At 56.3% G+C, this 15126-nt stretch carries 16 protein-coding genes; 8 read left to right on the top strand and 8 right to left on the bottom strand.

The genetic code is table 11. The features are described from left to right. The first annotated feature begins 356 nt into the window (after positions 1 to 356). Positions 357 to 1496: a DUF262 domain-containing protein gene (locus tag DCO47_RS20325; RefSeq protein ID WP_116658786.1), complete on the top strand. Its 1140-nt coding sequence runs from the start codon at positions 357 to 359 to the stop codon at positions 1494 to 1496. Then, complete coding sequence (locus tag DCO47_RS20330) at positions 1493 to 2026, top strand: HEPN domain-containing protein (protein ID WP_116658787.1); 534 nt, start codon at positions 1493 to 1495, stop codon at positions 2024 to 2026. Before DCO47_RS20325 ends, DCO47_RS20330 begins: the two co-directional genes overlap by 4 nt. Positions 2027 to 2141: 115 nt before the next feature. Here DCO47_RS20330 and DCO47_RS20335 read toward each other — a convergent pair whose 3' ends face one another. The 3 genes from DCO47_RS20335 to DCO47_RS20345 all read right to left on the bottom strand — a co-directional run bounded on the left by DCO47_RS20335 (position 2142) and on the right by DCO47_RS20345 (position 3733). Beyond that, positions 2142 to 2483 carry a hypothetical protein gene (locus tag DCO47_RS20335; protein ID WP_256590219.1) on the bottom strand — a complete coding sequence of 114 codons (342 nt, stop codon included), beginning with the start codon at positions 2481 to 2483 and terminating at the stop codon, positions 2142 to 2144. Then, positions 2480 to 3103, bottom strand: a complete 624-nt coding sequence (locus DCO47_RS20340) for a paar repeat-containing protein (protein WP_116658789.1) — start codon at positions 3101 to 3103, stop codon at positions 2480 to 2482. The genes DCO47_RS20335 and DCO47_RS20340 overlap by 4 nt, the downstream gene beginning before the upstream one ends. Before the next feature lie 132 nt (positions 3104 to 3235). Beyond that, complete coding sequence (locus tag DCO47_RS20345) at positions 3236 to 3733, bottom strand: PAAR domain-containing protein (RefSeq protein WP_116658790.1); 498 nt, start codon at positions 3731 to 3733, stop codon at positions 3236 to 3238. A 673-nt stretch (positions 3734 to 4406) separates the two neighbouring features. Here DCO47_RS20345 and DCO47_RS20350 point away from each other — a divergent pair. Beyond that, the gene (locus tag DCO47_RS20350) at positions 4407 to 4766 is read left to right on the top strand and encodes a DUF6124 family protein (protein WP_116658791.1); all 360 of its coding nucleotides are present in this window, start codon (positions 4407 to 4409) and stop codon (positions 4764 to 4766) included. A gap of 157 nt (positions 4767 to 4923) precedes the next feature. On the opposite strand, the gene DCO47_RS20355 is transcribed toward DCO47_RS20350, so the two are convergent. The 5 genes from DCO47_RS20355 to gspI form a co-directional block, all read right to left on the bottom strand. Then, complete coding sequence (locus DCO47_RS20355; protein WP_256590220.1) at positions 4924 to 5274, bottom strand: hypothetical protein; 351 nt, start codon at positions 5272 to 5274, stop codon at positions 4924 to 4926. Between the two features lie 86 nt (positions 5275 to 5360). After that, complete coding sequence (locus DCO47_RS20360; protein ID WP_116658793.1) at positions 5361 to 6701, bottom strand: HEAT repeat domain-containing protein; 1341 nt, start codon at positions 6699 to 6701, stop codon at positions 5361 to 5363. A gap of 319 nt (positions 6702 to 7020) precedes the next feature. Further along, on the bottom strand, positions 7021 to 7590 hold the full coding sequence (locus DCO47_RS20365) for a LemA family protein (RefSeq protein WP_065616222.1): 570 nt from the start codon (positions 7588 to 7590) through the stop codon (positions 7021 to 7023). A gap of 2 nt (positions 7591 to 7592) precedes the next feature. Continuing rightward, complete coding sequence (locus DCO47_RS20370) at positions 7593 to 8696, bottom strand: hypothetical protein (RefSeq protein WP_116658794.1); 1104 nt, start codon at positions 8694 to 8696, stop codon at positions 7593 to 7595. Positions 8697 to 9024: 328 nt separating this feature from the next. After that, the gene (gspI, locus tag DCO47_RS20380) at positions 9025 to 9411 is read right to left on the bottom strand and encodes a type II secretion system minor pseudopilin GspI (RefSeq protein ID WP_116658795.1); all 387 of its coding nucleotides are present in this window, start codon (positions 9409 to 9411) and stop codon (positions 9025 to 9027) included. Between the two features lie 148 nt (positions 9412 to 9559). Here gspI and gspG point away from each other — a divergent pair, with 148 nt between their 5' ends. From gspG to gspD, 5 genes are read left to right on the top strand one after another with little or no spacing between them, the layout of a single operon-like run. Beyond that, positions 9560 to 10018, top strand: coding sequence for a type II secretion system major pseudopilin GspG (gene gspG, locus DCO47_RS20385; protein WP_042606813.1), 459 nt, complete (start codon positions 9560 to 9562; stop codon positions 10016 to 10018). Positions 10019 to 10065: 47 nt separating this feature from the next. Further along, entirely contained in the window at positions 10066 to 10986 is a 921-nt protein-coding gene (gene gspK, locus DCO47_RS20390; protein WP_116658796.1) for a type II secretion system minor pseudopilin GspK, read from the top strand. Further along, the gene (gene gspL / locus DCO47_RS20395) at positions 10983 to 12104 is read left to right on the top strand and encodes a type II secretion system protein GspL (RefSeq protein ID WP_116658797.1); all 1122 of its coding nucleotides are present in this window, start codon (positions 10983 to 10985) and stop codon (positions 12102 to 12104) included. The genes gspK and gspL overlap by 4 nt, the downstream gene beginning before the upstream one ends. Beyond that, positions 12097 to 12645, top strand: a complete 549-nt coding sequence (gene gspM / locus DCO47_RS20400) for a type II secretion system protein GspM (RefSeq protein WP_116658798.1) — start codon at positions 12097 to 12099, stop codon at positions 12643 to 12645. The genes gspL and gspM overlap by 8 nt, the downstream gene beginning before the upstream one ends. Further along, the gene (gene gspD, locus DCO47_RS20405; protein ID WP_116658799.1) at positions 12642 to 15011 is read left to right on the top strand and encodes a type II secretion system secretin GspD; all 2370 of its coding nucleotides are present in this window, start codon (positions 12642 to 12644) and stop codon (positions 15009 to 15011) included. Before gspM ends, gspD begins: the two co-directional genes overlap by 4 nt. The last annotated feature ends 115 nt before the right edge of the window (positions 15012 to 15126 follow it).

The following is a 15126-nucleotide window of genomic DNA, read 5'->3' on the forward strand; positions in this document are numbered from 1 at the left end:
CGGGGAGGGGAGAGGGTGAGGTTGGGGGTGGAGCGGTTTGGGGAGGGGGTGGAGATGCCGAGGCTGAGTGGCCCTGCGCGGTAGGATTAAAATCAATTATTTTTTTCGGTTTGACTGGGTGACTGTCATCTGAATATGCAAACAATGAATAGCCCACGATTGTACGGTGGGCCTGAAGCGATCTCGTCGCGTGATAGCAAAGTCCGGAACCAAGCACTATACCGGATTTATGATGTAAGCCGCTTCCGCTTCCGCTTCCGCTTTGGCGAAACGCCGCGTGTTGCGAAACATAAACAGCTCAGCTATGTTGCTGAGCGTTAGGGCATTTCGCCATCATGACGTACAGGACGCTAGGCATGAGCGCTGAAGAAAGCAACGTAATTTTAGATCTGCCTTCTGAAGAAAATGAAGACTTTTATAGCGATGATGATTTGTTTGAAATTTCATCTTGGGGGGCCGATTTAAGCTTTCGCGAACTTATAAGTCGCTACGATGACAATGAGCTGGTAAAACCCGAATTACAAAGAAACTATGTTTGGGATAAGTCGGAAGCGTCAAGGTTCATTGACTCCATTTTACTTGGACTCCCCGTTCCAAGTATCTTTTTAGCAAAGACTAACGATGAAAAACTCTTGATAATCGACGGCTATCAAAGGTTGATGACGGTAAGAGACTATGTGAAAGGTATCTTCACAAAAGATAGCTCGGTCTTCAAGCTTTCAAAAAGCGAAAAGATCCATGATCGATGGAAGGGTAAAGCTTTCTTAGAGCTACAGCCTGAAGAGCAGCGTAAGATCAGAAATACAACTATTCACGCCATTGTTTTCATGCAAAAGTCCCCAACGGACGGCGATACTAGTCTTTTTCAAGTGTTTGAGCGAATCAATTCTGGTGGTAGATCTTTGCTGCCGCAAGAGATACGTAATTGTGTTTATCAAGGTCCATTCAATTCTTTGCTTTTTGAGTTGAATAAAGATTTAATTTGGCGAAAGCTTTGGGGGCGAGAGGAAGCCGACTCTAGGATGCGAGACATGGAATGTATATTACGCTTCTTCGCTATCTCCGATTTGGCATCCCTGGATTCGAGCAGAGCTCCTTCTAGGATTTCGCTAAAAAAATATCTTAATCAATACATGGGAGTGCACAATCGCGACGATTGCTGTGATGAATTTCGCAATAGGTTTCTGTCGGCGACGCGCTACATACACGATCATATAGGCGACGAAGCCTTCCACAACCTATCACCTAGCAACCCCGATCGTGTGGTTCCTGCGTTTAGCGCGACCGTTTTCGATTCAGTAATGATCGCAGTTGATATCGGCCTACGACGTAATATTGCACGCAGGTATGGAGATGGTTTGTCTGCGCGACGTAAAAAAGCGCTACAGGACAAAAGCCTTCAAAACTTTCTTTCCTTTGAGACCATGCGTACTGAAACTATCCGTAATAGAGTCGGAATGATGTACGACGAGTTGTTTAAGGGAGCATCTCAATGAGAAATCAGGAGGTGTTGCAACAACTAGAATTATGCAGTCAAGAGCTCGAAGGGATCAGGCAGCTTTTGGTAGGAATGGGAGCAGGCGCCAACCCCACACCTTATATGCGCCGCTATGCGGTGATTAGGGCGTCGGGAGCGATTGAGGTAGGTTTTAAAAAGATAATTGCCGACAAGGTTGATGCGGAGTGCGCAATACAGGCAAGAAATTTTGTAAAAAAGAAAATTCGTGATAGTTCATTTAATCCGCGCCTAGGGCAAATTGAAAATATTCTTTCGGACTTTGATTTGAGGTGGCGTAAAAAATTTGAAGAATTAATAGGTTTAAGTGATAAGCCTAAATTTAATAGTGCATTGAACAAGTTAGTTAAAGCAAGAAATGAATTTGCTCACGGCGGCTCTCCAAATGTCGAAATTGACGATACGATCGAATGCTATCAAGGCGGGTGCGAAGTGCTGCGTATCCTTGATCAAGTCGTTCATCATGAGTTCGAAGAGGGTGAGGATGAGCCTGTGAATGAATTAGAATGAAATGTTTTTGGGTTTATGAGTTTAATAGTTCGCTTCACCGATGAAAAAGGGGACTGATTTATTTCCATAGATAAATCAATCCCTTTTGTTATCACTCAGCTATCGATTTCTGGTTTTAATCCTTTTCAGGACATTTGAAGTTCCAGGAATAAACTTTCATGTCTTTGACTTCTTCGCCGACAGTTCCTACACCTAAACAATCTCCGTTCTTGATGTAGTTGAAGCTGCAGAAACGGACGCCCTCCGTGCAAGACTCGATTTCAATGAAGCCTTTTCTTTGGATGACGTTTTCAACCCCGAACTCACCTGAGTAGGATGGATTCGGGTTCCAGCCATTTTTAATCAAGGCTTTTCGAGCTTTCGAAAATGGCATCCCCTCTTTGATAGGAGCGTCTGCTGCGCTAGAAAATAAACTGACGCAGCATAGAAGACTGATGGCTAATATTTTTAGTTTCATTTAACAGTACCGCCAAAGCCTTTATATATTTTTTCTACTTCGTCGTACTCAGTATAAGGTTGGCCGGAAGGCTTTCCATTGATTGGTCGATTTGCCAAACCCGGCCCCATAGGCAACGCTTCCCATTTTTTTGATGCTTTTCCAACTGCAGTTTTTAAGTCGCCACCGATCAGCGGTTCGATGGCACTCACGTTGCGAAGGAGTTCAACGGCAATCAAGTCCTGCGTTCCGGGGCTGAAGTCAGATAGCCCCATTGCTTTGATGGAGAGTTCCGACCATGTGGCTTTCGTGATTTGGTACCTTCCAGAAGCTGTAGTTGAACCACCATAACCTGGTCCTGGGTGAGTCGACTCATCACTGAATGTCCATTTCCCGGATTTCCAGCCGGCTGCCCAGCCATATCCGAATTTCGCGTGATAATTGCCACCCTCGACTTGTGCCAACGTATCGAGAAAGGCCTTCACATTTTTATTCTTTAAGAACTCTGCATTCTCGGCACGCCTCTTTTGTTGCTTTGCGTCTACGGATACAGCTTTAGGGCTGGAGTCTTTGACAGGCGTCACCGTTCTGGTGGCTACAGATGACATTTTTCGGCCATTTTTGCTAATGACTTCAGCCATGAGCAAAACTTCCGTTATTTTCTTTGACACTCTGCTGGTGGCTGTTTTGGAGAGTGGAAATAAAGAAGTTTATGCTTTTGGCCATGGAGCCTTGTACCCGGTAGTTTTCTTGAGTTTTACCTACATCCATTCTCAATCCTCCAAAAACAACTGGATTGTTTCGGCGAGGTGCGAGCTAATTACGTGCGTATACCCCATTGAATCGCTGACACCGTGCTCAATGCTGCCGTCAGCTCGCTGAATGGCGTAATCAAGATTAGCTAGCGGCTCCCCTGACTCGTCGTCAATAAGCCTGTACTTGTCACTAAAGTGCACCGGCATCGGCAGCAGACCACTGAAGGGCGCTGATACGACGGTGTCGCCGATAATGACCGTGCCGGATCCGCCGATAACCACGTTGCCGTGGCCACCGGTACTGCCTTGAGTAGCGGCATTCAGTCCATTGATAAAAACCGTCGAGCTGATTGCTCCGGTGATCGGGCTACCGCACGCGGACTTGTCCGTCATTCGAGCGGCGGCAAGGCCATCGAAATTCACATTGGGTGAACCGCTGACAATAGGGTTTGTGCCATGCCCAGGAAGCGGGCAACTGGTTGGATCTGTGACTCGCGCAGCGGGTTTGCCACTCATGAATAATTCCTTTTCAAAGTTTCAGTTTTCCTTGGCCTGAATGGAGTCGATAAGGGGGCGATGGATATCGGCTGCCGAAATAGTGCGATGGTGTCCAGCGTGTACGCGAGAAGAATGGGCATATCCTTGGAGGGGTGCATAAAGTTTTACTGTCCATGTAAATGTGCTGCGCGCAGCATGCCCGAGGCAGGCGATGCGCTCAATATCTACTTACAAATTATTAGTTGACTGTTTGGCGTCATAAAGACCGGACGAGCTAAGGTAATCCCTGGCAACGGGTGACGGATCGTTTTTAGAAATCGGAGCGCGATAGGACGTGTTGAACACCAACGTTTAAAAGGCACCTCCAGTCACGCTCCCAGGCTACATATCCTTGCGCCTTTGCCTACAGCTACGCCAGAATCCGCCGGCTTGTGCGCCTTGGGGGCGGGTTCTATTGTGGTGCGGTCGCTGACGAATCAGCGATCGGATTTGACCGTCCGCCCAATATCAAGGCGCGCCAGCGTTCTGCACGTATTCAGGCATTGTCTGAATTTCTGTAGCGGTGGCTGTGCGTGGGACACCTTCGGGTGTGCCGGATTCCTTGATGTCCGGTCGGTCAACCCGCGTACAGCTGCCACCCTGTTTGTTTGACCGCGAACGGTGGCGGCTCCAGTCATCAAGGAGCTTTACCATGATCAAACCAACACCCAACCCGCCCGAAACCGATACCACATCTCCCTACGAATCCCTCGATTCCAACAAACTCCACGAAGCCGCCGACCGCGCGCTCGATCATTACCTGTCGCCAAACAATCTCCTGCCTCCGCCGCGCAAGGCGCGTGGGATGTATGCGGTGACGGCGGATACCAAGAATGAAGAACTGCTGGCGGATGCGAGTGAAACGCTTGCTTCGGCGAAGACGATCGCTCAGGACATTTCCAGTTTGCTGCCAGCGCCGCAGCGGCGGGCGTTGTTGGGGGTTGCTCAACTGATCATGTTGGGGGAGCTGGCGGTTAACCGGGCGCTAGATAATTTGGAATTGCCGGGTTGATGTGGAGTAGGGCTGGCAGCGATGGCAGATGCGCTGTCTCTGCTGCCTGATAATCCGCTATCGCCAGCAGGCTGGCTCCCACAGGGTTCTGCGTTGGTCACGGAGATTGTGTTCGTCGTTGAAACCTGGGGGAGCGGGTCGGTTTAGTTTTACGTGATTATTGAGGCGCATCAGGACATTCACGGGTCCATCGCGTCACCGTCATGTCATTGAACTGCTCACCGATGGTATCGACGCGCAGGCAAGAGCCTTTCTTCGAGTAGTACAAGATGCAGCGCGAGCTATCAAACGAGCAGGTGTCCAGTTCGAAGTAGTTGCGTGTAGCCAGCTCCTTCTCCACGCCACTGTATTCATAACCGTCAGTGGTGTGCATCCGTGTTGGCTTCCATCCTTGTTTGACGAGCTTGGATTTGGCCGCAGCCAAACGCTCACCGACGACGATGCGGGCTGGCCCGTGAATGTCGCTTGGCGTCTGTGAGTCATCGGCAAACGCTGCGCTGATACCCATGCAGTAAAGTGCGGCAAGTACAAGGATCGAAGCTTCGATTTCACAGTTCCTTCAGCTGACTTGTAGCTCGACAAAACCAGTCATGACTACCGCGCACCCAAGCGGATCTGCCCGGTTGCCTTTAATTCACGAAGCTTTTCTTGCCATGCGGCGCGATCGGTCTTGGGAGTTATCGGATCGAAAGCGAGATACTGCCTGTCACACCACGCATCGATTTGGCCGAGCCAATAGGTTTGACCGGCGTGCCCCGTGTCGAGGCGTTTCAGCAAGTAGCCGAGTTGTTGCCACGTCGGAACCAGTCGGAAAATGGTGCTGCGCCGTTTCGACGTAAGCTCATGCCAGTCTTGATCAAGTTTGGCCGTCAATCTGATGTTCAATAAGGACCACGGTATTTTGTCCAGTTTCGCAATCACCACCCCAAACACTTTCTCCGAAGGATCATCAAGCGCCTCGAACAGCTCAGGCAGTTGATCATCGCGAAGCAGGCGTGTCGCGGCTTGTCGCACGGTCACATAGGTCGAGCGCAGCGCAGGTGTATGCCATCGCTCTGGCAACTCCACAGCCAGTTCTGCGGCGAGGCCAATCACGCCCAGCCAATGTTGTTTTACCGTGGGTAGAGGCTGGCTCAAGCGCTGTGTCAGGACTGCGCGCGCATCAACTTCGTTACGAGCCGCAGCCCAAAGCGCGAGATTGCGGACCGCCGGTGAAACATCCAACAAAGTTTCGCGCAGTACAGGTTTCGGATCGACGAGCAGCGGCAGCAGCGCATAAAGCACGCGTACGCGGATTTTGGCGCCGGGGTGAGACATGGCTTCAAGGAGCAACGGCAGACTCTGCGTCGCCGGCAGTGTCAGGCTCGCCGACACCGCCATCAACCGTACGGTCAACTCGCGATGAGCCAACGCGCTGCGTATCAGCGTTTCGGCAGTCTCGGGGGCTTCAAGCAACAGCGTAAACAGGTAGCGCGCGGCTTTGCCCTGGCGATTCAAAAAGTCGGCGTAGACCTCATCCCAGCAGTCCACCGATTGCAGCATTGCTCGGACCGCCGACAGTGTCTGGGCGTGGTCGACCCGGCGTTGCGCTGCCAATGCCATCAAGGGTTCTAGTGCGGATAACCATGCCTGGGTGTGAACTGGTGACAGGTAGTGCTTCAGGCCTTCCGCTGCCAAGTCGCGAACCTGAGGGACCCAATCGTTCAGACGTTCGATCAACACGGCTAATGCTTCGGGGGACGGTTGCCTGCACAGTTCTCGCACAGCGACTTCCCGGACGAAACCGTTGGAGTGATTGCTCACGTCTGCCCATGTGCCGGTGTTATTGAAGTGAGCGAGTATCTCCAGCGCCTCGTTGCGCCGATAGTTTTCATAATGGGAAAGCTGTCCTTGATTGCGTGCCAACCGAGCCAGCCAGTCTTGTGTCGTGTTCATGGGCACTCCTGTGCGTCCTTGCGGGTGCATATTGTTTGTGCAAAAGCAGCAGCCTACGCCACTTGCTCTTGCGGGCAAAATTCTCGAGTTGTGATGTGCGGGGGCGCCAGCGGGCTGATTGGTTGTTTGGGCTGGCGCTATCGCGAGCAGGCTCGCTCCCACTGGGGTTTGTGCTGATTACAAAGTCGTGGACTAGGCCGAGATCCCCACCTTTCTCTGCTCTCGGCATTGCGCTTGGCAAAGTTAGGGGCGGTCTAACAAGAAGCGAGGTGATCGACCATCACCCTGATGGGTGATGGGTTCGACGCATGACGCGGGTTTAGATATTCGGGGTGTAAGAGAAACCTTGCGAAGCTTCGGTATCGGAGAACGGTGTTACGCGAGTTTTCTTGTTGAACAGGCCGTTGACCACCGAGCCTGGGAACATTTCGATGGAGTTGTTGAACAGCTCGACATTGCGGTTGTAGATGGTGATGGCTGCGCCGACGTTCTCTTGTTGTTCGGCAATTTCACGCATCATGTTGTTCGCCGCTTCTGATGCTTTCAGGTCAGGGTAGGCCTCGAAAGCGATGCGCAAGCCACCCATCAGCTCCCGCGAGGCGGTTTCAACGGTCGCGAGGGCATTGCCGTTTGCGCCGGCGGGGAGGGCGTTGATCGCGCTGCGCAGGCCGGTGATTTTTTCCAGGAGACTGGCTTCATAAACCATAAAGTCTCCAAGTACCTTTTGAAGCTGGTCGAGGACTTTGGTCTTCTGGCGTTCGTAAACGAGAACGTCCGACCAGGCGCGTTGTACTCGGTTGTGGCCCCCGATGATCCCGTTGTAGATGCTGAAGCCCACTATGACGATGACTAAAGCGATAACAGCGACGAGGATGAGTGCAATGTCCATGCTTATTTCTCTTGGCGGTTTACAGGGGGGAGGGAGCTGAAGTTGTCATCGTGCAGCTCACTGAGTTCATGGCTCCATTGGAGCACAGACATCAGGCGCGGCAGTTCGATACCGGCGTCAATTTCTGCGTAAAACTCGTTGGGTGAAGTCAGCGAATATTCCGTACTGAACGTGAACAGGTCTTTGTTTGCAAAGCTGAGGCAGAGTTTTCCGTTGTCGGAGAACTCCAGGTTGGGACGATGGAGAATGTCGAATAGCTTCAGCAAGTGCAGCACTGTGGATGGCTTGATGAATTTTGCGCAGAGTATCTCGCTCTGGCCCGTCAACCGGAATGCTTTGTTGAAATCCAGAGAAGCCGTGTCCATGGGCCACGCATAGTCGTTCTCTGACTGATCATCAGATCTGACGGATATACCGGTCACCCATGGAAAGTCGATGACCAGGCTGTATCGGTCGTAGTGGTCGTACACCACGCGCGTCTCCGTTCTTTTGTTTCCATCTTTGTCGGTCACCGTGGTGTGCACCGTGCGTCTGTTGACGTAGTGCAACTGGCGGTACGTGTACGGGATTTTGCGCAGCGTGCCGGTGAATACGCCCTGAATCGATTCAACCAAACTGCGGCTGTAGTTGCCCCGGCTGTAATCACCAAATTGCGCATCCAGCCTGTTGAGGGTTCGGTCCGAATCTTCTTCCAGGCAGATCAAACCGTTGTGAAAGAAGGACGACAGTTGAGCAATTCTGCTGCTGAGCGAAGGCAAGCGACCGGATTTGGATTTCATCCATGCCAGACTCCAAACGACAATCACCAGGCCGAGCAAACTAGGCGCCATGGCGAAAAAGTCGGGATCAAGTTGCAGCCGGTAAAAAAAATAAACGACGCTGTAGGTGTTCTCAAACCAGTAGAGGGCCACAGTGCTTGCGATCAATAACAGGCCAGTACCGAAAAACCACCATGAGCGTGTTCGATCGAATTCGAGCGGGCCACTGTACGAGGCAAAGTCTTGGATCACGTTCAATAGGTCGGTCTTGGATTCGGCGCTTTCAACACTGGCCTCGCTCACAGCCAGCAACTTTTTTAATCTCGCGTTCTGCGATGTCTTGGGCATGTCAGGTATCCATTGGTTCAGGGATGCCTGGCGCGGGAGCAGCCGCCCGGATTGAGGATTTGGTGCTATTCATAATCTGTCAGAAATTTGAAAAAGGAGGGGACGATAGCATTGTCAGGGCAATGATGGCTTCTGGCCTGTCTCAGTATCTGGAAATGTTTCTTCTGGGAGGGGGCCGACCGAGGTGTCTTGTGTCGTACATCGACCTGGAAGACCTTAGCGATTATGGCTTTGCTGGGCTTCAGCGATGCTGGATTCAGAGCGATACGTTCAGGTCGGCGTGTCTCACGAATTTCCCCGAATCGGTTCCCTCTCCCTCGGGAGAGGGCTAGGGTGAGGGGCTTCCCGGCCGTGGCAACAGGGTCTCCAGTCTGGCCAACGGCGGCGCATCCTGGTTTCGGTCGAATACTTGAATTCCAACCTTGAGCAGTCGCCCATTCTCTGCGCTGGCGATCACCTGTTCGCAGCGCAACATAAGTCTTCCTTGATCACATTCAACAGCCTTCATCCCATTCGGCAATCGCCCCTCCAGCCGTAGTTCGGCCATCCGGCTCTGCGCGGCAATCAGCGCGATCGATCGATCCCGCAACAGCCCATTGCTCTGCGTCATCAACCCGGCCACGCGCACGGCGGCGGACATGGCGACGGCGATGATTGCCAGTGCCACCAGCACTTCAATCAGGGTGAATCCTTCCTCTCGCGTTCGCGCGCGCATACATGGCCCAAAAGCAAAACCCAGCCCTCGACGCTAACCCCCGTCCTTGACGGCTTGACGACGGAAACACCCGAGGATTTTCAACATCCCTGACATATCTTCTTGCAACACTGCGCGTCGAAATCAGGTCAAGCCAGGGAATGTCGAGATGGATATCGCACCTTTGAAAACGCTCAGTCAGTCGCCGCGCATGCCGCGTAGCCAGCAGGGTTTTACCTTGATCGAGATCATGGTGGTGGTGGTGATTCTGGGGATTCTCGCGGCGATGGTGGTGCCCAAGGTGCTCGACCGGCCGGATCAGGCGCGGGCGACGGCGGCGAAGCAGGATATTGGTGGGTTGATGCAGGCGTTGAAGTTGTATCGCCTCGATCACGGCACGTACCCGAGCATGAATCAGGGGCTGAAGGTGCTGGTCGAGCGGCCGGCGGATGCGAAGAACAGCAACTGGCGTTCGTACCTGGAGCGTTTGCCTAACGACCCGTGGGGCCGGCCTTATCAGTACCTCAACCCGGGCGCGAATGGTGAGGTCGATATCTTTTCCCTCGGCGCCGATGGCCAGCCTGACGGCGATGGCGTGAATGCCGATATCGGTTCCTGGCAGTTGTAAGGCCGGCCGTGAACACAGGTTCGCTCAAAGGGGCGAAGCAACGGGGCATGGCGATTATCAGCGCGTTGTTGATTGCGGCGGTGGTGGCGGTGATTGCGGCGGGGATGTTGACGCGTCAGAGCGCGGCGACCCGGGCGCTGGAGGCCGATCAGCAGCGGGTGCAGGGGCGTTGGGTGGCGCAGGGTGGTCTGGAGATCAGCCGGCAGTTGCTGTGGGATGCGCGCCTGCGTGATCCGTTGACCCGGCGTGATCAGCCTTGGGCGCAGCCGTTGCTGGCGGCGGGTTTTGCCGGGCGGCTGGAGGATGAACAGGGCAAGTTCAACCTGCGCAATCTGGTGGCCAACGAGCGAATCGATGCGGCGCAGGTGCAGGCGTTCGAGCGTTTGTGCGAGTTGATCGGTGTGAGTGCCGTTGTCAGTCAGCGCATCCGCGAGCGGGTGATTGCTGGTTATCCGCATCTGCTCAATGCGCAGATTGGCGCGACCGGCAAAGCGGGTTTCGACAGTGGCCGCGCCACTTCGCCCGATGCCGCGCACAAACCGCAACCGCCGAAGGTGCCGATGCTGCGCACACTTGATGATCTGCGCAGCGTCGAAGGCGTCACCGATGCACTGCTCGGTCAACTCGCGCCTTACGTGACGGTAATTCCGGCGACGACATGGATCAACGGCAACACCGCCACGGCGCATGTGCTGGCGGCGTATGTGCCGGGGCTTTCGCTGGAGCGGGCGACGGCGTTGATTGCCGAGCGTGACGCGGGGCGCTGGTTTATCAATCGCGGCGATTTTGTGAACCGCTTGCGCATGCCGCAGTTGGAAATGAGCAGCGTGAAAGTCGGCATCACCAGTGACTGGTTTCGTTTGCGCGGTGAGGCGCGGCGTGATCAGCGCCGGGTCAGCCTCGACGCTTTGCTGCACCGCAGTGAGGATCGGCTGCCGCAGGTGATCTGGTCGCGGGTGGGCGCATGAGCCAGTTGCGTGTTGCGTTGCCGCCGCTGGCGGAGCTGGAGTTGCACAGCGAAGTGAGCTGCGCCTGGCTGGATCGTCAGGGGCAGGTCAGTCGTGAGGAACGGCTCACCTTGAGTCAGTTGGGGCAACGGCCAAAGCAACCGCCGCTGCTGTGTTTTCTGCATCCGGCGGACAGCCTGCTCGCCAGCATTGATCTGCCGCCGCTGCCTGCGAACAAAACCGCGGCCGCTGTGCAGTGCGCGGCGCAGGCATTGATGCTCGGCGACAGCAACCATATGCATATCGGCCACAGCCCTCGCGATGCGAGCGGTCAGGTGCAAATCGCCTGGGTCTCGCAGCAGCACTTGCAGCGTCTGGCTGCGCTGCTCAAGCAGGCGGGTTTGAGTCTGCGCGGTTTGTATCCGGCGCCGTATAGCCTGCCGGTGCTACCGGGGGTTGTCGCTTGTGTGGCGGACGGGCATTTGCTCCGGCGCGAGAGTTTGAACAGTGCGCAGGTTGAGCCGTTGCTCGGTGACGAAGTTGATGAGGCATCGTTTGAAGCCGGATCAGCACAGCGCTGGATCGGTCCCTTGCCCGGTTGGGGTTTGCACGGTGGCCTGCAGCAAACCGGCGGCGAGCAACGCGGGTGGGGTCGTGCAGTCGGGTGTGTGGCTTTGGCGGTGGCAGTCTGGGTGGTCGGGCTGAATCTGTACGCCGCTCGCGAAGCGCGTCAGGGCCAGCAGTTGAAGGCGCAGATGAGTCAGCGGGTGAAGCAGGCGTTCCCGGAATTGCCGGTGATTCTCAACCCGTTGCAACAGGCGCGTCAGCAACTGGAGCAGCGGCAAAAAGGCGCGGTCGATGACCCGGCGCAGGATTTCAATCGGCTGGTGTTGCAGGCCGGCACGGGCATGCCGTTCATGGCCGGCAGTGTCGAGCGCCTGATTTACCGCGACGGCGTCTTGCAGCTGGCCTTGCTCAGCGATGCAAGCCGTGGCGGCAACGACAAGGACTGGCAAAGCACCTTGGCCCAGGCCGGCATCAGCGTCACTGCCGATGACCAAGGCTGGACGCTGCGCCCGACCGATGAATCCAGCGCAAACACCAACGAAGACGATGACAGCGGAGCAGACGATGAGTAGGGCGACGCTGGCGATTTACCGTGCGCGCTGGCAGCGCTTCAGCAGCCAGTTGCAGGCGCGTTGGCAGCCGTTGGCGCTGCGTGAAAAACGCATGGTCGCCGGCATGGCGCTGGTGCTTGTCGGTCTGCTGATCTGGCTGACGCTGGTCAAGCCGCCGTTGGCCAGGATCACTTTTTGGCAGAGCGAAACGCCCAAGTTGCGCGCGCAGACCGAAGCACTGGAAGTGCTGTTGCGCAGCGTCAATGTGCGTCCGCAAGGGCAAAGCGTTGGCGAGTCGCTGGAGCAAAGTCTGCAAGCGGCGGGGCTGGCCGGGCATTACCAATTACAAGCAGCAGACGGCGGGGCGTGGCAGTTGAATGTCGACGCCGCGCCGGCCGATGTGCTGCTGGACTGGCTGCTCAGCCAGCCGTCACAACTTTCTCTGCAGGTGGTCGAGGCGCAGTTGCAGCGCGCAAGTGAGGCCTCGACCGACGTCACCGCCGGCACATTGTCAGGCACCGTTCGCATGGATCAGGCGCAGGGCGCTAAGGAAGCTTCATGAAGGAGTCACGATGCAAACCGGCACGTCTGGCGCTGCCGTTGTTGCTGATGGCATTGAGCGCGTGCAATAGCACCCCGGCACCGCAGAATCAGCCACCGCTGTTGGTCGACAGTGAACTCGGCAGGCCGCTGGCCAACACCCAGCGCAGCGGCGATGCGGTGGCCGATCGCGAGCGCGCGCAGGCCCAGGCGAGGCCGGTGCCGAAGCAATTGCACAACATCAGTCAGCGCGGGCGCAGTAGCGGTGGCGCGCCGAGCAACTCGGTCGCGCGTAATCCGTTGGGCGAGCAACCGGTGACGCTGAATTTCGTCGAGGCAGATATTCAGGCGGTGGTGCGTGCGCTGTCGCGTGCCACCGGGCAGCAGTTTCTCGTCGATCCACGGGTCAAGGGCAATCTGACCCTGGTCTCGGAAGGTCAGGTGCCGGCCCGTCAGGCTTACGACATGCTGCTCGCGGCGTTGCGCATGCAAGGCTTCAGCGTGGTCGATGTCGGCGGCGTTGCGCAGGTGGTTCCCGAGGCCGACGCCAAACTGCTCGGCGGACCGATCTACAGCGCCGACAAACCGGCCGGCAACGGCATGCTCACGCGCACATTCCGCCTGCAATACGAGAACGCGGTAAACCTGATCCCGGTGCTGCGCCCGATCGTTTCGCCGAACAATCCGATCAATGCCTATCCGGGCAACAACACCGTGGTGATCACCGACTACGCCGAGAACCTCACCCGCGTCGCACAACTGATCGAGAGCATCGACACGCCAAGCGCGATCGACACCGATGTGGTGCAGATCCAGAACGGCATCGCTGCCGATATCGCACCGATGGTGGCTGACTTGCTCGACGCACCGGGTAACGATCCGACGCAGAAAATCGCGGTGATTGGCGACCCGCGCTCGAACACCATCATCATCCGCGCCGGCAGCCCCGAGCGCACCGAGCTGGCGCGCAACCTGATCTACAAACTCGACAACGCCCAGAGCAATCCGAGCAATCTGCATGTGGTTTATTTGCGCAACGCGCAAGCGGCGAAACTGGCGCAGGCCTTGCGCGGTTTGCTCACCGGCGAGAGTGACAGCGGCAGCAGCGACGCGGCGCGGTCGGTGCTCAGCGCAATGGGCAGCAGCACCGGCGGCAATGCCGGGCAGAACGGCCAGAGCAGCACGCCGAGCACGGGCACGACAACGTCGACTGGCAGCGGCGGAACTGGCGGCAGCTATGCGCAGGGCGGTGGCGGCGCGGCGAGCAATGGCGGTACGCAGAGTAGCGAACAGAACGTGGCTTTCAGCGCTGGTGGGGTGACGATTCAGGCGGATGCCACCACCAACACGCTGCTGATTTCCGCACCGGAGCCGCTGTATCGCAACTTGCGCGAGGTCATCGATTTGCTCGACCAGCGCCGTGCGCAAGTGGTGATCGAAAGCCTGATCGTTGAGGTTGGCGAGGACGATGCCAGTGAATTCGGTGTGCAATGGCAGACCGGCAATCTTGGCGGCAAAGGCGTGATCGGTGGCGCCAATCTCGGCGGCGCGGGTCTCAACACGGGTGCCAAGAACAGCATCGACGTACTGCCGCAGGGTTTGAATCTCGGCTATGTCAACGGCACGGTCGACATTCCCGGCATCGGCAAGATTCTCGACCTGAAAGTGCTGGCCCGGGCGTTGAAGAGCAAGGGCGGCACCAACGTGCTGTCAACGCCGAACCTGCTGACCCTGGACAACGAGGCAGCGAGCATATTTGTCGGCCAAACCATCCCGTTTGTCAGCGGCAGCTACGTCACCGGCGGCGGGGGCACCAGCAACAACCCGTTCCAGACCGTGACCCGCGAAGAGGTCGGCCTCAAGCTCAACGTACGCCCGCAGATTTCCGAGGGCGGCACGGTCAAGCTGGACATCTATCAGGAGGTCAGCAGCATCGATGAGCGCGCGTCCAACAGCGTGACCTCGGCGGGCATCGTCACCAACAAACGTGCGATCGACACCAGCATTCTGCTCGACGATGGGCAGATCATGGTTCTCGGCGGGTTGCTGCAGGACGGCTACAGCCAGAGCAATGACGCAGTGCCGTGGCTGTCGACGATTCCGGGACTCGGCGCGCTGTTTCGCAACGAACGCCGGGCCATCACCAAGACCAACCTGATGGTGTTCCTGCGCCCGTACATCATCCGCGACAGCGAAGCGGGGCGCAGCATCACCCTCAACCGCTACGACTTCATGCGCCGCGCCCAGGGCGGCTTGCAACCGGAACGCAGCTGGGCGATGCCGGACATGCAAGCGCCGCAATTGCCCGCGGCGGCCGAGGGCGTCCCACCTTCAGGTCCTCGCGCCACGATCAAAGCGGTTCCGATCGAAGCAGGCCCACGACTATGAGCCCAATGATGACTGTGGCGAGGGAGCTTGCTCCCGCTCGGGGGCGTAGCCGCCGCAAGTCCGCTGTGCTCGGTGTACCTGGAAAACACGGTTTGCCGGGTTTGGGTCTGCTGCG

Origin of the sequence: Pseudomonas sp. NDM, assembly GCF_003105095.1 — a bacterium.
Lineage (GTDB): Bacteria > Pseudomonadota > Gammaproteobacteria > Pseudomonadales > Pseudomonadaceae > Aquipseudomonas > Aquipseudomonas moraviensis_A.

Excerpts from the sequence above, each read along its gene's own strand:
- gspM (WP_116658798.1), top strand. The coding sequence starts at position 12,097 with ATGAGTAGGGCGACGCTGGCGATTTACCGTGCGCGCTGGCAGCGCTTC.
- DCO47_RS20335 (WP_256590219.1), bottom strand. The coding sequence starts at position 2,483 with ATGAAACTAAAAATATTAGCCATCAGTCTTCTATGCTGCGTCAGTTTA.
- gspG (WP_042606813.1), top strand. The coding sequence starts at position 9,560 with ATGGATATCGCACCTTTGAAAACGCTCAGTCAGTCGCCGCGCATGCCG.
- DCO47_RS20345 (WP_116658790.1), bottom strand. The coding sequence starts at position 3,733 with ATGAGTGGCAAACCCGCTGCGCGAGTCACAGATCCAACCAGTTGCCCG.
- DCO47_RS20370 (WP_116658794.1), bottom strand. The coding sequence starts at position 8,696 with ATGCCCAAGACATCGCAGAACGCGAGATTAAAAAAGTTGCTGGCTGTG.
- DCO47_RS20330 (WP_116658787.1), top strand. The coding sequence starts at position 1,493 with ATGAGAAATCAGGAGGTGTTGCAACAACTAGAATTATGCAGTCAAGAG.
- gspI (WP_116658795.1), bottom strand. The coding sequence starts at position 9,411 with ATGCGCGCGCGAACGCGAGAGGAAGGATTCACCCTGATTGAAGTGCTG.
- DCO47_RS20340 (WP_116658789.1), bottom strand. The coding sequence starts at position 3,103 with ATGGCTGAAGTCATTAGCAAAAATGGCCGAAAAATGTCATCTGTAGCC.
- DCO47_RS20365 (WP_065616222.1), bottom strand. The coding sequence starts at position 7,590 with ATGGACATTGCACTCATCCTCGTCGCTGTTATCGCTTTAGTCATCGTC.
- gspD (WP_116658799.1), top strand. The coding sequence starts at position 12,642 with ATGAAGGAGTCACGATGCAAACCGGCACGTCTGGCGCTGCCGTTGTTG.
- DCO47_RS20360 (WP_116658793.1), bottom strand. The coding sequence starts at position 6,701 with ATGAACACGACACAAGACTGGCTGGCTCGGTTGGCACGCAATCAAGGA.
- DCO47_RS20325 (WP_116658786.1), top strand. The coding sequence starts at position 357 with ATGAGCGCTGAAGAAAGCAACGTAATTTTAGATCTGCCTTCTGAAGAA.
- gspK (WP_116658796.1), top strand. The coding sequence starts at position 10,066 with ATGGCGATTATCAGCGCGTTGTTGATTGCGGCGGTGGTGGCGGTGATT.
- DCO47_RS20355 (WP_256590220.1), bottom strand. The coding sequence starts at position 5,274 with ATGGGTATCAGCGCAGCGTTTGCCGATGACTCACAGACGCCAAGCGAC.
- DCO47_RS20350 (WP_116658791.1), top strand. The coding sequence starts at position 4,407 with ATGATCAAACCAACACCCAACCCGCCCGAAACCGATACCACATCTCCC.
- gspL (WP_116658797.1), top strand. The coding sequence starts at position 10,983 with ATGAGCCAGTTGCGTGTTGCGTTGCCGCCGCTGGCGGAGCTGGAGTTG.